Source organism: Archangium primigenium, assembly GCF_016904885.1.
GTDB lineage: Bacteria > Myxococcota > Myxococcia > Myxococcales > Myxococcaceae > Cystobacter > Cystobacter primigenius.
Window position 1 is genome coordinate 7966578 of sequence record NZ_JADWYI010000001.1, and the last position, 16695, is coordinate 7983272.

Here is a 16695-nt window from a genome sequence, read left to right on the forward strand (position 1 = left end):
TGACGTAGCACGCCCCCCCGGCCCCGTCGACCGTCAAGCGTTGAGGCGGCGCGCGCAGGCCCGACCCGCGAGGATGGCGTCCTCCATGGACGAGTACTCCCACTGTCCATAGCGCCCGGCGGTCTGGAGGCCGGCGTGCTCCAGGAAGCGGAGGATCTCCGCCTTGGCCGCGCCGTAGGCCTCGTCATAGAGGACATAGGCGTGGGGGATTTCCCGGGCCCGGGCGAAGCGCACGTCCTCGGCCGCGTGCACCATGTTCGCGCGCACCAGGTCCTCCACCGCCAGGGCCTCGGCGCGCTCGCGCGTGAGCTCGCCGTGGTGGCTGAACTCCACGCAGAAGGTGGCGGTGTCCGGCGGCGCCAGGGGGGCGTAGACGGCCGAGGGCGAGCCGATGCGGTACGAGTGGAACTCGGGCTCGGGCAGGTAGATCCAATGCCAGGGCTGGCGGTTGGGGCCCCGCGCCGCCACGCATACGTAGGTGACGGTGGTGGCGCGCAGCCGGCCGGCCGCGGCGCGCACCTCGTCGGGCACGCCCGAGGCGCCCTGGGCCAGCAGCCGCACCAGGCCCGGCAGGGGAATGGAGGAGAGGAGCTGGGCATAGCGCAGCGTGCGCCCGTCGGACAGGGAGACCGCGCGGGCCTTCCAGTCGATGGCGAGCGGCTCCACGCCCACCTGCAACTCGCCCCCGCGCAGGTGCGCGCGCATGGCGCGCGCGAGGCTCTCGATGCCGCCCTCGCGCGGGTAGAGGAAGGAGGCGTTGTAGCCCAGGGCATCGCTGCCCACGCCCAGGGCCCCGTCCACCACCTCCTTGAGCGTGGGCCGGGGCACGAAACGGCCCACCCAGGCGGCGGACATCTCCGAGGGGTCCACCGTCCACAGCTTCTTGTTGTAGGGGAACATGAAGTTCTTGGCGAACCCCTCCCCCATGTAGCGCAGGATGAACTCGGCGAAGTCGCGCGGCTCGCGCTCGCGCAGCGCCCGGCCCTTCTCCCCGTAGACGGCCTCCACGTAGCCCACCAGGTTCTCCGCCACCACCTCGGGCGGCAACCCGTGCGTGTTCACCTGGTAGGGAAAACGGGTGAAGACCCCCCGCGAGAACACGGCCGCCCGGCGCTGGATGGTGACGAGCTGATCCGGCAGCCAGCGCGTATTCACCAGCTCCTTGATCTCCGGATCCCTCAGGTGCAGCCAGTGCCCGGTGGCATCGAAGAAGCATCCCTCGAGCACCTCGGTCTTGATGAGGCCCCCGACCCGCTCGGTCTTCTCCAGGAGCACCCAGGGCTGTTGCAGGAAGTGCGCGGCGGACAGTCCGGCGAGGCCCGCTCCGAGGATGACGATGGGTTCCATGCCCCCCGTCTACCACCTTCACCCGCCCCCCAGGAGGAGTCAGAAACCAGGAGTTCCGGGCCAAAACCGACTCTTGCCCGCCTGCCCTGCCTCCAAACCGTCGTGGGCGCACGGCGTCGCGTTCTTTGCCGCCTGGACGAGGGCTCGGGTAACCTGCGCCGCGCTGCGGGAGTTCGGACACGTGTGTCCGAGGGCCCCCGCCGAGGGAACCCATGAAAGTCTCCTGCCCGTCTTGCCAGACGAATTACAACATCGATGACAAGCGGATCCCGCCGGGCGGCGCGAAGCTCAAGTGCGCCCGGTGCCAGAACACCTTTCCCATCAAGCTGGAGGGCGCGGCGGCTCCCGCGACGCCCGCCGCCATTCCGCTGCCCGGACCGGCCGCCGCGTCCGCGCCCGCCGCCATTCCCCTGCCGAGCCCCTCGCGTGCTCCAGTGCCCGCGTTCGGCGCCGACGATGATCTGCACCGGCCCGTGGAGGAAGCCACGCGGGTGATGGCCATTCCGCTGCCCAGCGCGGCCTTCCGCGACAACGCGTCCCCGCCGCCCGCCGGGGGAGCCATTCCCCTGCCCGGCATCGCGGCCCCCGCGCACCAGGCCATTCCCTTGCCCGGCGCGAGCGACCCCTACGCCCAGGCCGCGGACCCCTACGCCCAGGCCGGCGACCCCTACGCGGCCGACCCCTACGCCCAGGCTCCCGAGCACCAGGCCATTCCCCTGCCCGGCGCGAGCGACCCCTACGCCCAGGCGGACGACCCCTACGCCCAGGCCGGCGACCCCTACGCGGCCGACCCCTACGCCCAGGCTCCCGAGCACCAGGCCATTCCCCTGCCCGGCGCGAGCGACCCCTACGCCCAGGCGGACGACCCCTACGCCCAGGCCGGTGACCCCTACGCGGCCGACCCCTACGCCCAGGCCCCGATGGACGCCGTGGCCCTGCCGCCTCCGGCCGCCCACGAGGACCCCTACGCCTACGCCGCGGATCCGTTCGGCGCCCAGGCCCCGATGGATGCCGTCGCCCTGCCCCCGCCCGCCGGAGACGCCTACGCGTACGCGGCCGAGCCCGCCCAGGACGCGGGCTTCGACCTGCCGCCGCCCCAGCAGCCCGAGGAGTCCTTCGCCTCCGTCCAGGCCGATGACGCCTTCGCCCTGCCTCCGCCCGCGCAGGCCGCCTCCGCCGACGACGCCTTCGCCGTCGAGGAGGATCCCTTCGCCCTGCCTCCGCCCGCGCAGGCCGCCGCCGACGACGCCTTCGCCGTCGAGGAGGATCCCTTCGCCCTGCCTCCGCCCGCGCAGGCCGCCGCCGACGACGCCTTCGCCGTCGAGGAGGATCCCTTCGCCCTGCCTCCGCCCCCGGAGGGCGCGGTCGCCGTGGACTTCTCCGATCCCGTGGTGGGCGAGCCCACGTCCATGGACGTGGGCCTGGACTTCTCCGAGCCGCCGCCCGCCGCGGCCGGGATGACCACGAACGCCCCCGGCTTCGACGACATGGACTTCGGGAGCCCGGTGGAGGGCGCGTCCATCCCCGACGCCCTGGAGTTCGACCCCACCGCGCCCGTCATGCCCGGGCAGGATGACCTCGAGGTCGACCTGTCCGCCCCGCTGCCGCCGCCGCCCACCGCGGGCGCCGCGGATGGCCTGGAGATGCTCAGCTTCATCGACGACGCGGCCAAGGACAGTGGCGCCAAGGGCCGAGGCGCCCAGCAGCGCCGCTACCAGGTGCGCCGTCGCTCGGGCAAGGTGTTCGGCCCGTTCGAGGAGGGCGTGGTCGTCAAGATGCTCGAGGACGGCCAGTTGCTCGGCAACGAGGACGTGTCCTCGGATGGCGAGGGCTGGGTGCCCATCGGCACGGTGGCGCTCTTCGCCGCGGCCATCCAGAAGCTCATGGAGGGCCCGGGCACGCCCGCGGCGGCCGCCGCGCCGCCGCCCGTGGACGCCAAGGCGGGCCCGGCCACGCAGTCCGCCGCCAACGCCGCCGCCAGCGCCGCCAACATGGAGCGCATCAACCAGTTGTACGGCGGGCGCATGGCCCAGGTCTCCGTGGTGGACACCACCTCGAAGATGGAGATCATCCTGGGCCAGGTGAAGAAGCGCCTGCCCCTGGTGCTGTCGGTGGCCGCGGGCGTGGCCGTGCTGGGCGTGGGCCTGGGCTTCGGCGCCACGCGCTACGGCGTCTTCGGCATGAAGAAGTTCTTCCCCGCCCAGGTGAAGTCCGGGGGCGAGCTGGCCGCCAAGGTGGACGCCGCGCACAAGGCGCTGCTCACGGACTCGGTGGAGGGCTACAAGCAGGCGCGGGACCTGTCGGCCCAGGTACTCAAGGACGACGAGTACCCCGAGGTGCGCGCGCTGCATTGCCAGGCCGTCTTCTACCTGCAGCGCCGCTACGCGGTGTCCCCGGGCGGCGACGTGTCGACCTGCCGCTCCGAGGAGACCCGCGAGCGCCTGGAGCTCCTGGGCGAGCACAACCTGGAGTACGTGAAGTACCAGGCGGGCGCGGCCCTGCAGGCGCGCAACGCGCAGGGCGCCCTGCAGGCGCTCAGCAGCGCGCGGGGCCGGGATGACAACAAGGGCGACGTGGAACTCGCGCTGCTGCTGGCCGAGACCCAGGCGAGCCTCAAGCAGAACGCCGCGGCCATCGCCACGCTCACGGACGTCATCAAGCGCGAGCCCAAGCTGGCCAAGGCCCAGCACGCCCTGGGCAACCTCTACCAGGCCGAGGGCAAGGCGGACGAGGCCGTGACGGCCTACCAGGCCGCGCTCGACGCGGACGCCACGCACCTCATCTCCTCGGTGGAGCTGGCCGCGGTGGAGTTGCTGCTGCGCAAGGACGCCCAGAAGGGCCTGGCGGCCGCCGCGCGCGCGCTGGACGAGAAGACCCTCTCGCACATGGGCCCCGCGGAGCTGTCGCGGGCCCAGACGCTCAAGGGCATCGCGCTCCTGCAGCTCTTCGATCTGCCGGCGGCGGAGAAGGAGCTCCAGGCCGCGCTGGACAAGGATCCGGAGTCGCTCACCGTCAAGCGCTACCTGGCGCAGGTGCTCCAGGCCGAGCGGCAGTTCGAGAAGGCCCTGCCCCTGTTCCAGGCGGTGGCCAAGGCCGAGCCGCAGAACATCGACGCGGTGGGCGGCTACATCTCCACGCTGGCGACGCTGGGCAAGGTCGAGGACGCCCAGAAGCAGATCGAGGAGGCCAGCAAGCGCTTCCCCGACAACGCCCACATCGAGTACCTCTACGGTCGCATCGACGAGGCGCGCGACAACAACACCTCCGCCGAGCAGCACTACGCCAAGGCGCTCAAGGTGGACGCGCAGTTCGTCGCGGCCCACGTCGCGATGGGCCGTCTGCACCTGCGCCTGCACCGCCTGGACCAGGCCCGCGCCCAGTTCGAGGAAGCCGCCACCAAGGCGCCCGACAAGGCCCCGGTGCACGCGGCGCTGGGTGAGCTCGCGCTCGCCGAGAACCACATCGACAAGGCGCAGGAGGAGTTCACGCGCGCCGTCGGGTTGGATCCCAACCTCGCCGATGCCCACCTGGGCCTGTCGCGCCTGGCGCTGCTCGCCGGGGACGTGACCAAGGCCCGCCAGGAGGTGGACAAGGCCCTGGAACTGGATGCGCACTCGCTCAAGGGCGGGCGGCTGCAGCGCGGCATCGTGATGTGGCGCCAGGGCGCGCTGGACGAGGCCCTCTCCGAACTGGAGAAGGCCAAGAAGGAAGAGCCGCGCTCGGTGGGCATCCCCACCATGCTGGGCGCCGTCTACCTCGACAAGGGCATCGCCGTGCGCTCGGAGAAGAAGGAGACCGAGGCCACCCAGGCCTTCAAGGAGGCCGAGAGCAACCTGATGCTGGCGCTCAAGAGCGAGCCGTCCAACGCCGAGGCGAACTACTACCTCGCCCTGGTCAAGGGCCGGCGCGGCGAGTTCACCCAGGCCATCGAGAGCATGAAGACCGCCGTGGACCGGGCCTCCAAGCGGGCCGACTACCACTACGCCCTGGGCGTGCTCTACCGCGACGCCAAGCTGCCCGCGGAGGCCATCGCCGAGTGGAAGAAGACCGTCACCCTGGACCCCAAGCTGGTGGACGCCTACGAGGCGCTGGGTCAGGCCTACATCGAGACCAACGCCATCGACGACGCCATTGGCGCCTACCAGTCGGTCATCAAGGCGGACCCCACGCGCACCCGGGCGCTGGCCTCCATCGGCGACGCGCACTTCACCGCCATGCACTGGCGTGACGCCGTGAAGTCCTACGAGCAGGCCATCAAGGCCGACCCGAACCTCACCCAGGTCTACTACAAGCTGGGACGCGCCTGGAGCGAGCAGAACCAGTACGGCAAGGCCATCGATTTCTACACCAAGGCGCTCGCCAGCGCCCCGGACAACGCCGATGGCTGGTACCACCTGGGCTACGCCTACAAGGAGAAGGGCAAGAAGAAGGACGCCGTGCGCTCCTTCAAGGAGTACCTCTCGCGCAAGCCCCAGGCCCAGGATCGCAAGGAGATCGAGGACGAGATCTCCTTCCTGCAGTAGCCCGGCACGAGCCCCGGGCGTCCTATTCCGGGCGCTCGGGTGCTTCCCTCCTTGCCCGGTGCGCGTGGGGTGACTACAAACCGCACCGCCATGCTGGATCTCAAGTACGTCGCGCAGAATTTCGATGCGGTCGTCGCCCGGTTGCAGTCCCGGGGCGGCAGCCTGGACCTCGGCCCCTTCAAGAGCCTCGTGTCGGAACGGCGCGACCTCTACGTGGCCATGGAGTCACTCTCCGCGCGCCGCAACGCCGCCAACGAGGAGATGAAGCGCAAGGCGAAGGAGGATCCCGCCGCGCTCGACGCCCTGCGCGGGGAAATGCGCGGCGTCTCCCAGTCCATCAAGGAGAAGGAGGCGCGGCTCAAGGAGGTGGAGGAGGAGCTCAGCCGCATCCTGCTCGTCATCCCCAACGTCCCCCACGAGTCCGTGCCCACCGGCGGGGGCGCCGAGGGCAACGTGCAGACGCGCATCTGGGGGGACAAGCCCCAGCTGCCCTTCACCCCCAAGCAGCACTTCGAGCTGGGCGAGAAGCTGGGCATGCTGGACTTCGAGCGGGCCGCCAAGGTGTCCGGCTCGCGCTTCACCTTCTACAAGGGCGCCCTGGCCCGGCTCGAGCGCGCGCTCGTCACCTTCATGATCGACGTGCACACCCAGAAGGGTTACGTCGAGCTCCTGCCGCCCTACCTCGTGCTGCGCGAGGCGATGATGGGCACCGGCCAGCTGCCCAAGTTCGAGGACGACGTCTTCAAGACGCTGGGCGAGCCCGAGCGCTTCCTCATCCCCACCGCGGAGGTGCCCGTCACCAACTACCACGCGGATGAAATCCTCGAGGGCGAGGCCCTGCCGGTGCGCTACTGCGCGTTCAGCCCCAGCTTCCGCGCCGAGGCGGGCGCGGCGGGCCGGGACACGCGCGGCCTCATCCGCCAGCACCAGTTCCACAAGGTGGAGCTGGTGAAGTTCGCCACGCCCGACTCCAGCCTCGAGGAGCTGGAGAAGATGACGGATGACGCCTGCGACATCCTGCGCCGGCTGGGCCTGCACCACCGGGTGATGCTCCTGTGCACCGGGGACATGGGCTTCGCCTCGCGCAAGACGTACGACATCGAGGTCTGGCTGCCGGGCCAGGCGGCCTACCGGGAGATCTCCTCCTGCTCGGACTGCGGCGACTTCCAGGCCCGCCGGGCGAAAATCCGCTTCCGGGCCCAGAAGGGCGACAAGCCCCAGCTCTTGCACACCCTCAACGGCAGTGGCCTGGCCGTGGGCCGCACCACCATCGCCATCCTGGAGAACTACCAGCGCGAGGACGGCACCGTCGCCATCCCCGAGGTGCTGGTGCCGTACATGGGGGGCCTCAAAGAGCTCAAGCCGCTCTAAAAAAAAAGGACCCCACAAACATTGTTGCAATGGGCGTCGGATGTTGTAGAAGGGCGGCCCACCACGCAGCACGGTGGACCGCGCGGCGCGAAAGCAGTGGAGGAGTGGCCGAGCGGCTGAAGGCAGCGGTCTTGAAAACCGCAGGTGGCGCAAGCTTCCCGTAGGTTCGAATCCTACCTCCTCCGTTGTTCGATGGTGTGGTTCTTTGACAGGTCTGGCACTGGAGAGATGGCCGAGAGGCTGAAGGCACAGGTTTGCTAAACCTGCATACTCGAAAGGGTATCGAGGGTTCGAATCCCTCTCTCTCCGCCACTCATCGAGGTTGTAGAAAAAAGGTAGAAAAAAGTTGTTGTGGTAGGGCGGCAGTGATTGTAGGAAGCGGCACGAAGGAAACGGCAAGCTCCCTTAGCTCAGCTGGATAGAGCGTCGGACTACGAATCCGAAGGCCGGAGGTTCGAATCCTCCAGGGAGCGCCATCTTTCCTTGTCCCTTCCCCCATGAGTCTGGATGAAGCTTTCATGCAGCAGGCGCTCGCGCTCGCGCGGGAAGCCGCTGGACTCGGGGAAGTTCCTGTCGGCGCGTTGGCGGTCCACGATGGCAAGATCATCGGTTCGGGCTTCAACCGGCGCGAAATCGACCGCAACCCCCTGGCGCACGCGGAAATCTTCGCGATGGACGCGGCGGCCAAGACATTGGGCGTCTGGCGCCTGACGGGTGTCACCCTGTATGTGACGTTGGAACCCTGCGCCATGTGCGCGGGAGCACTGGTTCAATCCCGGGTCACCCGGCTCGTATTTGGAACCCTGGATCCCAAGGCGGGTGCTGTTGGCTCGCTCTACAACCTGGCCGAGGAACCCCGGCACAACCACCGGCTCCAGGTCACGAGTGGCATCATGGCGGACGATTGCCGCCAGGTTTTGAAGGACTTCTTCGCCCGGTTGCGCGCGAGGAAAAACGACAAGTGAATATTGGAGAGCTGGCCGAGTGGTCGAAGGCACCTGACTCGAAATCAGGCATACCGGGAACGGTATCGTAGGTTCGAATCCTACGCTCTCCGCAGCAGTCTCATGGAGAGGTGGCCGAGCGGTTGAAGGCGCACGCCTGGAACGCGTGTATATCTGAAAGGGTATCGTGGGTTCGAATCCCACCCTCTCCGTAGTATGTTGAAGTGCTTGTGGTCGGGGCAACGTGGGGACGTGAATCCCGCCAGGTCCGGAAGGAAGCAACGGTAGCGCACCTCCGCGTGTGTCCCGGCCGTTCTTATGAAGGAGCCGAATCGCCTGGAAACGGGCATTCGGCTCCTTCTTTTTTTGCGCTCGCCCGGTCCCTCGCCCAACCCGACACGTGTGGCCACCCGTCAGGCGGGCGTGACTTGGAAAGTCGCCTCCGGGAAGCGGAAGACGTGCGTGGCCGCGCCGGGCGTGGTTAGATTTGAGCCCCCCATGAGCTACCTCGTTCTCGCCCGCAAGTGGCGCCCGCAGACGTTCGACGACATGACCGGCCAGGAGCACGTGGTCCGCACGGTCGCCAACGCCATCAAGATGAACCGCGTGGCGCACGCCTACCTGTTCTGCGGCCCGCGCGGCGTGGGCAAGACGACCGCCGCCCGCCTGCTCGCCAAGGCCCTCAACTGCGAGAAGGGCCCCACGGCCAGCCCGTGTGATCAGTGCCAGGCGTGCCGGGAGATCGCCGCGGGCACCTCGGTGGACGTGGCGGAGATCGACGGTGCCTCCAACAACGGCGTGGAGAACGTCCGGGAGATCCGCGAGAACGCCAAGTACCTGCCGCAGCGCGACCGGCACAAGATCTACATCATCGACGAGGTCCACATGCTCTCGGGGGCGGCGTTCAACGCCCTCCTCAAGACGCTGGAGGAGCCGCCCGGGCACGTGAAGTTCATCTTCGCGACCACCGAGGCGCACAAGCTCCCGGACACCATCCTCTCGCGCTGCCAGCGCCACAACTTCCGGCGCATCCCCGCCAAGGTGATGCTCGAGCGGCTCAAGTACATCTGCGCCCAGGAGAAGGTGGCCATCTCCGAGCGCGCGCTCTCCATGGTGGTGCGCCAGTCCGAGGGCGGCATGCGCGACTCGCTCAGCCTCCTGGACCAGATCTTCTCCGCCTGTGGCGCGGACCCCAGTGACGAGGCCGTGGCCGACGCCCTCGGCGCCATCGACCGCACCGTGGTGCAGGACTTCGCCGAGGCCCTGGTCCGCAAGGACGCCCGGCGCGTGCTCGAGCGGGTGGAGGACGTCTTCAACCGCGGGTTGGATCTCAAGCGGCTCGCCGAGGAGCTCGCGCTCCAGCTGCGCCACCTCTTCGTGGCCCGCACCCTGGGCGAGGCCCCTTCGGAGCTGGCCGAGTCCGAGCGCACCGCGCTCACCACGCTCGCCAAGGAGGCGGACGCGGCGCAGATCTCCCGGCTCTTCGACATCGTGCACGGGTGCGTGTGGGAGGTGTCGCGCGCGGCCCAGCCCCGGCTCGCCCTGGAGATGGCGCTGCTCAAGGCCATCCAGCTCTCGCCCGCCGGCTCCATCCCGGAGCTGCTCGCCCGGGTGGATCGCCTCGCCGCCGGTCTCGGTCCCGACGACGCACACAAAGCAGCCCCTGGAGCGTCCGGAGGTCGCTCCAGCCCGGCCCCCTTTCGCTCCCACTGAGCGTCGCCCGGCCCCCTCCCCTCCCCCTTCCCCGCCCGTCGCTCCGCCCCCCGCGCCCGTGGTGCGCGTGACGAACGTGCGCCCGCCGCCCCAGGCCCGTCCCGAGGTGCCTCCCGCCGAGGCCCCCGTCGACGACGAGCGCCTGTTCCCCGAGGAGGGGCCCGCGGACGGCTGCGCCTCGGGCGAGTGCTTGCCCGATGCCCCGCCCGTGGCCGCCGCGCCCGCGGCGATGCCCGAGCCGGAGCCCGAGTCCGTCCGGCCCTTCGACGTCCACCATGCGCGCCCGCCCGCCGCGTCGCCCCAGGCATCCCCGGGCATGGCCCCCTCGGGCCGGGACAATCCCCGGCGGCCGCTCCAGGAGCGCTGGCGCTCGGCCGTGGACACGGTGAAGGAGACGTCCGGACGGCACGCCAAGTCGCTCGCCAGCGGTCGCCTGCTGTGGATCCGCGAGGGTGAGGTCGCCATCGCCTATCCGCCCAAGGACGGCTTCCACAAGACGACCGTGCTGGGCGCCGCCGGCCGTGCCCTGGTCGAGAAGGCCCTGAGCGAGCACTTCGCCCGGCCCACGAAGCTCGTGGTGCAGGACTGCGCGGAGGGGGACATGCGCCCCGAGGCGGGCCTGGTGAGCCTCTCGTCCCAGGATGCCTCCGAGCGGGCCGCCTACGAGAAGAGCACCGAGGGCCGGGTGCGCGCCCATCCCTCCGTGCGCGCCGCGCTCCGGCTGCTCGGCGGGGAGATCGAGCACATCCAGGTCTATGACCTGCCCACCCGTCCGGCCGCTCTCCCTACGAGCGAGACTCCTGACGAGAGCGCCTGACAACACGCGCGCCCGACGCTAGGGTGCGCCCTCCGACCCCACGCGCCCCACGAGGACGTCCATGCCCGGCATCGACCTGAACTACTTCATCCGTCAGGCCAACAAGCTCACGGAGAAGATCGAGCAGCGCAAGAAGGAACTGGCCGAGGAGACCATCGAGGCCCAGGCCGGCGACGGCCGGGTGACGGTGGTCGCCAACTGCATCCAGGAAGTGCGCAGCATCAAGATCGACAAGTCGCTCGTGGACCCGAACGACCTGGGCATGCTGGAGGATCTGGTGACCGCCGCGGTCAACGCCGCCCTGGCGAGCAGCCGCGACAAGATGCAGCGCGAGCTCGGCAAGATCTCGGGCGGCGTGAAGATCCCCGGCATTACTTGAGGGTGAATGACGCCTGACCCCCTCAACCGCCTGGTCGCCCAGCTCGCCAAGCTCCCCGGCATCGGGGAGAAGACGGCGCAGCGGCTGGCGTTCCACATCCTGCGTGCCCCGGGCGAGTACGCCCAGGAGCTGTCCCAGGCTATCCGCGAGGTGAAGGAGAAGGTGCACCTGTGCACCCGGTGCTTCTCCCTCACCGACGCGGAGCTGTGTGGCTTCTGCCGCGACTCGCGACGCGACGAGCGCGTGTTGTGCGTGGTGGAGACGTTCGCGGACCTCATGGCCCTCGAGCGCACGCGCGAATTCAAGGGCCGCTACCACGTGCTGCACGGCGTGCTCTCTCCACTGGATGGCGTGGGCCCGGATCAGCTGCGCATCAAGGAGCTGCTGGAGCGGCTCGGCGATGGCCGCATCGAGGAGATCATCCTCGCCACCAATCCGGACGTGGAGGGCGAGGCCACGGCGCTCTACCTCACGCGCCTGCTCAAGCCCGTGGGCCTCCGGGTGAGCCGCATCGCCCAGGGCCTGCCCATGGGCGGCGACCTCGAGTACGCCGACCAGGCCACCCTGGCCAAGGCGCTCAGCGCCCGGCGCGACCTCTGAGGACGTCCCGGGCTACCGGGTGACGCGGTAGCCCAGGGGCAGCACCACCGACACCGACTCGCCCTGGTGCGCGGGAAACCGCAGCCGCTTGAGCCGCGCCTCCAGGCACCGCGCCAGCGGCCGCCGCGCCAGCGGCCCCTCCATCACCGGCTCCGCCTTGCCCGAGGCATGGATGGTGAAGCGCACGCGCACGTCGCCCTCGTCCGCGGGCAGGTCCGCCTTGTGCCGCTCGAAGCACGAGGAGACCCGGGCCCGGTGGCGCGCCAGCACCCGCTGGATGTCCGCGGTCTCCAGGGACACCCGTGTGACCGCGTGCATCTCCTCCGCAGACAGCGTCTCCACGGCGGGGGCCACGGGAGCGCTCACCGGCGCCCCGGCGACGACCCGCTGGGGCTCCTTGGGTGGAGCGGCCACCGGCGGCCCCGGGGCCTCCTCCTCGACCCCCCACCGCCCCGCCCAGAGGCCCCCTCCGAGCAGCAGGGCGAGGCTCGCGGCGGCCAGCACGCGCCGTCCCCGCCGGCCCCGCGCCCCGTCGTCCATCCGAGCGCCGAGGGCCGAGGGAGAGCGCTCCACGAAGGGCGCGGCCGCCGTCTTCTCCTGGTAGCGCCGCTCGCCCACGCTGGCGCGCAGGTACTCGGCGAGCCGGGCCCGCGAGGGCTCCACGGGCTCTCGGGCCAGCAGGGCCTCCAGCGCCTCGGCGAACGCGGCGGCGGTGGCGTGACGCCGCGAGGGCTCCACCGCCATCGCCTGGAGGACCACGGCCTCCAGGTCCGCGGACAGCTCGGGCCGCAGGGCGCGCGGCGCGGCGCACTGGCCCAGGCGCAGGGCCTCGAGCACCTCCGCTTCCCGGGGCCGGGCGAAGGGCCGCACATGGGTGAGGGCCTCGTAGAGGCTCACGCCCAGGGCGAAGACGTCCGCGCGGCGATCCACCCGGCCGCCCCGCGCCTGCTCGGGCGCCATGTAGACGGACTTGCCCAGCACCGGCCCCGGCCGCCCCGAGGCGTCCCCCGGCCCCACCTGCGCCACCCCGAAGTCCAGCACCTTCACCCAGCCCGAGTACGTCACGTAGAGGTTGGACGGCGACACGTCCCGGTGGACGATGTCCAGCTCATGCGCGTGGTGCAGCCCCCGGGCGGCGTCGGCGAGCACCCGGAGCACCAGGGGGATGGGCACGTACTCGCCCCGATGGCTCGCCATGCGCACCAGGGTGGAGAAGTCCTCGCCCGGCAGGAACTCCATGCACAGGTAGGGACGCTCCTCGCTCGTGCCCTGGTCGAACACCCGCACCAGGTGCGGATGCGTCAGCCGGGCCGCCACCTGGGCCTCCTGCTGGAACATCCGCACCAGTTCCGGCTGCCCCAACAGTCCCTCGCGCATCCGCTTGATGACAAGGTCGCGGCCCGCCCCCTCCCCGCCCGCGCGCCGGGCGAGGAAGATCTCCGCCATGCCGCCCTCGGCCAGCTTGCGCAGCAGCACGTAGGGCCCGAAGGGCCGACGCTGCCACGGACCAGGACCCGGCAGGTCCCCGAGGGAGGAAGAAGCCGTCATGCGCTGGGGGCGGAGGGGTCCGCCGAAAAGGGACGAGAAAAGGGCGAAATTGAACCGCGAGCATGTACCCGCGCTCGCAGTATAGTGGATAGCCGATATTTCCCCTTGAGCTCGAAGCGCTCGGAGTTTTGAATCGCTCCGGTCGCGTGGATGATGCGAACCCTCGAATGACGCGCCCCCTTGAGCCCCTCGACGTGTACCGTCCCGGCCTGGTCCTCCGCCCCCGCGGGTGGGCCGCCGGTGAAAGATCTCGCGCGGAAACGGGCGGCTTCTTGCGGGGTGAGAGGGGCTTTGCTAAAGCTCCCCGGGTTGGGAGCGCCGTACCTAACCTCCGAAATTCATTCCAGAAACCGGCGTGGGCCGCGGAAGCACAGGTCGAGCGAGACGCTTAGGAGCGTAAACGCCCATGGGCACGCAATTGGTGATGTACGAAGAGGAGTTCACCAAGATCAACGCGGTTTGCGACCGGCTGACCAAGGACGCGAACGCGAAGGTGGTGTTCCTCGTCGACAAGAACGGGCAGCTCATCTCCTCCGCGGGGCAGACGCAGAACATCGACACCACCTCACTGGCCTCGCTGACGGCCGGTAACGTGGCGGCGATGGGCGGCCTCGCGAAGTTGATTGGCGAGAACGAGTTCCCCCATCAGTTCCACGAAGGGGCCAGGGACTCGCTCTACATGACCATCGTGGGCAGCCGGGTGGTGCTCGTGGTCATCTTCGACAACCGCACGAGCCTCGGTCTGGTTCGCCTGCGCATCAAGAAGGCCAGTGACGAGCTGACCAAGATCTTCGAGAGCCTCGTGAAGAAGACCGATGGTCCCGGGGTCGGGTCTCCGTTCGCCGAGATCTCCGACGACGATATCGACAACCTCTTCAGCGAGTAATCCGAGAAGCCATGTCCTTCATCAACTACTCGTCTCGCGAAATCAACTGCAAGATCGTCTACTACGGTCCCGGTCTGTGCGGGAAGACGACGAACCTGCAGTACATCTACAACAAGACCGCCGCGGAGACGAAGGGCAAGCTCATCTCGCTCTCGACCGAGACGGATCGCACGCTCTTCTTCGACTTCCTGCCGCTGTCGCTCGGGGAGATCCGCGGCTTCAAGACGCGCTTCCACCTGTACACGGTGCCGGGCCAGGTCTTCTACGACGCCAGCCGCAAGCTCATCCTCAAGGGGGTGGACGGCGTGGTGTTCGTGGCCGACAGCCAGATCGAGCGCATGGAGGCCAACATGGAATCGTTGGAGAACCTGCGCATCAACCTGGCCGAGCAGGGCTACGACCTGAACAAGCTCCCGTACGTCATCCAGTACAACAAGCGGGACCTGCCCAACGCCGTGTCGCCCGAGGAGATGCGCAAGGCGCTCAACCAGCGCAACATCCCCGAGTACCAGGCGGTGGCCCCCACGGGCGTGGGCGTGTTCGACACGCTCAAGGCCGTGGCCAAGCTCGTGCTCACCGAGCTCAAGAAGGGCGGCTAGTCCCGCCCCACCGAGCGGGATGTTTCCCGCTCAACCCCGGACACGCGCCCGACGACGCGTGTCCGCGCGAGTGCGTGCACTCGGGATAGACTCCCACCCGCAACCCGCTCCTGGGGGACGGGGACATGGAGAAGCTGGCCGTCGTTTCGTCATCGCAGCTGTTCGACATGCTCTCCAGCGCGGAGCTGTTGTGCCTGGCCGAGCTGGCCGAGCAGCGCGACTACACCGCGGGCGAGGTGGTGTTCGAGGAAGGAGAGCTGGGCGACAGCCTCTACGTCATCGTGCGCGGAGAGCTGGAGGTGGTGCGGCGCGAGGAGGACAGCCCGCCGCGAGCGCTCAAGGTGCTCGGCCCGCCGGAGTTCTTCGGGGAGATGAGCCTCATCGACAAGGAGTACCGCTCGGCCACGGTGCGCGCGCGCACGGACGCGCGGCTCCTGCGGCTCACCGCCCAGCACCTGGCCACCTTCCGCCAGGAGTACCGCGACGGCTTCACCTTCATCGTCATCAACATCGCGCGCAGCCTCTCGGCGCGGGTGCGCGAGGCCAACGCCCGGCTCGGCGCCCGGCGCCCCTGAAGGCGCGCGGGCTAGCCGAAGAAGTCGCGCGGCTTCCAGCCGATGTCCCCGAGAAACCCCTGGCTCTCGGCGACGAACTGCGCGGACAGGCCCGGCGCGCACGCGAGCACGTCCCCGAAGCCCACCCGGTGCGGCGCGCCGTCGATGCGCACCACCACGCCGCCCGCCTCCTGCACCAGCAGCGCCCCCGCCGCCTCGTCCCAGGGCTTGAGCCCGAACTCGAAGTAGCCGTCGAAGCGGCCCGCCGCCACGTACGCCAGGTCCAGCGCGGCGCTGCCCGTGCGCCGCATGCCCTGCGCCCGGACGATGAAGCGCCGCAGCAGCCCCAGCGGGCCCTCGGGCTTGTGGTGCACGTCATAGGGAAAGCCCGTGCACAAGAGCGCCCGGGCCATCTCCGTGCACCCCGAGGCCTTGAGTGGCCTCCCGTTGAGCGTGGCCCCCTGCCCCCGCGCCGCCGAGAAGAGCTCCTGGAGCATGGGATCGTAGATGGCGCCCGCGAGCAGGCCCTCGGGCCCCTCCACGCCAATGCTCACGCAGAAGTGCGGCACCTGGTGCGCGTAGTTGGTGGTGCCGTCCAGCGGATCGATGATCCACCGCAACTCCGAGCCCCGCGTCACCCCGCTCTCCTCGGCCAGGATGGCGTGCCCCGGGTAGTGCCGCCGCAGGAAGTCGATCACCACCGCCTCCGCCGCGCGGTCCGCGTCGGTGACCAGGTCGATGCCTCCCTTGTACTCGATGGTGCGCGCCTCGAGGAACCGCTCGGCGAGCAACCGGCCCGCCAGCTGGGCGGCCTCCTCGGCGATGCGGCGCAGCGTGGCGGGAGACTCATCGCTCACGGGGCACCTCCTCCTGCAACAGCGTCTCGATCTCCTGCTGACTGCGCGCGAGATCGTCCTCGTTGAAGCCCTCGTGGACGAAGCGCACCTGGCCCCGCCGGTCGATGAGCAGGGACGTGGGCATGCCCTTGAGGTGCAGCACCGAGTCCGCCACGTTGGCGCCGGCGTCCAGGAGCACCGGAATCACCGCGGGGTCCACCTTCGTCTCCTTGAGGAAGGCAGCGATGCCCCGGGTGTCCTCGTCCACGTTGAGCGCGTAGGCCTTGAGGCCCCGCGCGGCGTAGTGCTTGGCCAGGTCCTGGTACATGGGCAACGAGTCGCGGCAGGGCTCGCACCACGTGGCCCACACGTCCAGCAGCACCACGTTCCCGCGCTCCGAGGCCAACGAGAAGGGCTCGCCGCCCGGGTAGCGCCGCACGGTGAAGTCCAGCGCGGTCCCCGAGCCCAGGGCGGCACTGGAGCGCTGCAGCGCATTGCCGGTGAGCGACGGCATCGGCTTGGGGGACGCACAGCCCGACAGGGCGAGCACGGCGAGCAGACAACGCACGGACGTCATG

Annotated in this window: 14 protein-coding genes, 5 tRNA genes and 1 other RNA gene; 16 read left to right on the forward strand and 4 right to left on the reverse strand. The window is 69.8% G+C overall.

Annotated features, from left to right (window positions below):
• Positions 1 to 33: 33 nt before the first annotated feature.
• On the reverse strand, positions 34 to 1347 hold the full coding sequence (locus tag I3V78_RS32730; RefSeq protein WP_204493815.1) for a protoporphyrinogen/coproporphyrinogen oxidase: 1314 nt from the start codon (positions 1345 to 1347) through the stop codon (positions 34 to 36).
• Between the two features lie 212 nt (positions 1348 to 1559).
• Here I3V78_RS32730 and I3V78_RS32735 point away from each other — a divergent pair, with 212 nt between their 5' ends.
• From I3V78_RS32735 to recR, 13 genes are all read left to right on the forward strand, one after another.
• Positions 1560 to 5870 (forward strand): tetratricopeptide repeat protein, encoded by a 4311-nt coding sequence (locus tag I3V78_RS32735; RefSeq protein WP_204493818.1) that lies wholly within the window; start codon positions 1560 to 1562, stop codon positions 5868 to 5870.
• Between the two features lie 90 nt (positions 5871 to 5960).
• Positions 5961 to 7241, forward strand: coding sequence for a serine--tRNA ligase (serS, locus tag I3V78_RS32740; protein ID WP_204493820.1), 1281 nt, complete (start codon positions 5961 to 5963; stop codon positions 7239 to 7241).
• A gap of 98 nt (positions 7242 to 7339) precedes the next feature.
• Positions 7340 to 7426: transfer RNA gene (locus tag I3V78_RS32745), tRNA-Ser, on the forward strand.
• Between the two features lie 37 nt (positions 7427 to 7463).
• Positions 7464 to 7553, forward strand: a tRNA-Ser gene (locus I3V78_RS32750).
• Positions 7554 to 7640: 87 nt separating this feature from the next.
• Positions 7641 to 7717 (forward strand) — tRNA-Arg (locus I3V78_RS32755).
• Positions 7718 to 7738: 21 nt separating this feature from the next.
• On the forward strand, positions 7739 to 8206 hold the full coding sequence (gene tadA / locus I3V78_RS32760; RefSeq protein WP_204493822.1) for a tRNA adenosine(34) deaminase TadA: 468 nt from the start codon (positions 7739 to 7741) through the stop codon (positions 8204 to 8206).
• Positions 8207 to 8211: 5 nt separating this feature from the next.
• Positions 8212 to 8298 (forward strand) — tRNA-Ser (locus tag I3V78_RS32765).
• A gap of 12 nt (positions 8299 to 8310) precedes the next feature.
• Positions 8311 to 8397, forward strand: a tRNA-Ser gene (locus I3V78_RS32770).
• A 15-nt stretch (positions 8398 to 8412) separates the two neighbouring features.
• An RNA gene (gene ffs / locus I3V78_RS32775) (signal recognition particle sRNA small type) lies at positions 8413 to 8505 on the forward strand.
• Between the two features lie 178 nt (positions 8506 to 8683).
• A complete protein-coding gene (gene dnaX / locus I3V78_RS32780) occupies positions 8684 to 9898 on the forward strand; it encodes a DNA polymerase III subunit gamma/tau (RefSeq protein WP_204493824.1) in 1215 nt (404 codons plus the stop codon).
• A 67-nt stretch (positions 9899 to 9965) separates the two neighbouring features.
• A complete protein-coding gene (locus I3V78_RS32785; protein WP_338023809.1) occupies positions 9966 to 10715 on the forward strand; it encodes a DNA polymerase III subunit gamma/tau in 750 nt (249 codons plus the stop codon).
• A gap of 61 nt (positions 10716 to 10776) precedes the next feature.
• Entirely contained in the window at positions 10777 to 11094 is a 318-nt protein-coding gene (locus I3V78_RS32790) for a YbaB/EbfC family nucleoid-associated protein (protein WP_204493827.1), read from the forward strand.
• A 6-nt stretch (positions 11095 to 11100) separates the two neighbouring features.
• Complete coding sequence (gene recR, locus I3V78_RS32795; protein ID WP_204493829.1) at positions 11101 to 11694, forward strand: recombination mediator RecR; 594 nt, start codon at positions 11101 to 11103, stop codon at positions 11692 to 11694.
• Between the two features lie 12 nt (positions 11695 to 11706).
• Here the strand turns inward: recR and I3V78_RS32800 are convergent, their stop codons facing one another.
• Positions 11707 to 13242, reverse strand: coding sequence for a protein kinase domain-containing protein (locus I3V78_RS32800; protein ID WP_204493832.1), 1536 nt, complete (start codon positions 13240 to 13242; stop codon positions 11707 to 11709).
• A gap of 406 nt (positions 13243 to 13648) precedes the next feature.
• Between I3V78_RS32800 and mglB the strand changes: the two genes are divergently transcribed.
• The 3 genes from mglB (at position 13649) to I3V78_RS32815 (ending at position 15302) form a co-directional block, all read left to right on the forward strand.
• Positions 13649 to 14128, forward strand: a complete 480-nt coding sequence (gene mglB, locus I3V78_RS32805; protein WP_095980022.1) for a gliding-motility regulator GTPase-activating protein MglB — start codon at positions 13649 to 13651, stop codon at positions 14126 to 14128.
• A gap of 11 nt (positions 14129 to 14139) precedes the next feature.
• The gene (gene mglA / locus I3V78_RS32810) at positions 14140 to 14727 is read left to right on the forward strand and encodes a gliding-motility regulator Ras-like GTPase MglA (RefSeq protein WP_204493834.1); all 588 of its coding nucleotides are present in this window, start codon (positions 14140 to 14142) and stop codon (positions 14725 to 14727) included.
• A 125-nt stretch (positions 14728 to 14852) separates the two neighbouring features.
• Positions 14853 to 15302 (forward strand): cyclic nucleotide-binding domain-containing protein, encoded by a 450-nt coding sequence (locus tag I3V78_RS32815; protein ID WP_204493836.1) that lies wholly within the window; start codon positions 14853 to 14855, stop codon positions 15300 to 15302.
• An 11-nt stretch (positions 15303 to 15313) separates the two neighbouring features.
• Here the strand turns inward: I3V78_RS32815 and I3V78_RS32820 are convergent, their stop codons facing one another.
• The gene (locus I3V78_RS32820) at positions 15314 to 16138 is read right to left on the reverse strand and encodes an inositol monophosphatase family protein (protein WP_204493838.1); all 825 of its coding nucleotides are present in this window, start codon (positions 16136 to 16138) and stop codon (positions 15314 to 15316) included.
• The gene (locus I3V78_RS32825) at positions 16128 to 16694 is read right to left on the reverse strand and encodes a TlpA disulfide reductase family protein (RefSeq protein WP_204493841.1); all 567 of its coding nucleotides are present in this window, start codon (positions 16692 to 16694) and stop codon (positions 16128 to 16130) included. The genes I3V78_RS32820 and I3V78_RS32825 overlap by 11 nt, the downstream gene beginning before the upstream one ends.
• Between the last annotated feature and the right edge of the window lies 1 nt (position 16695).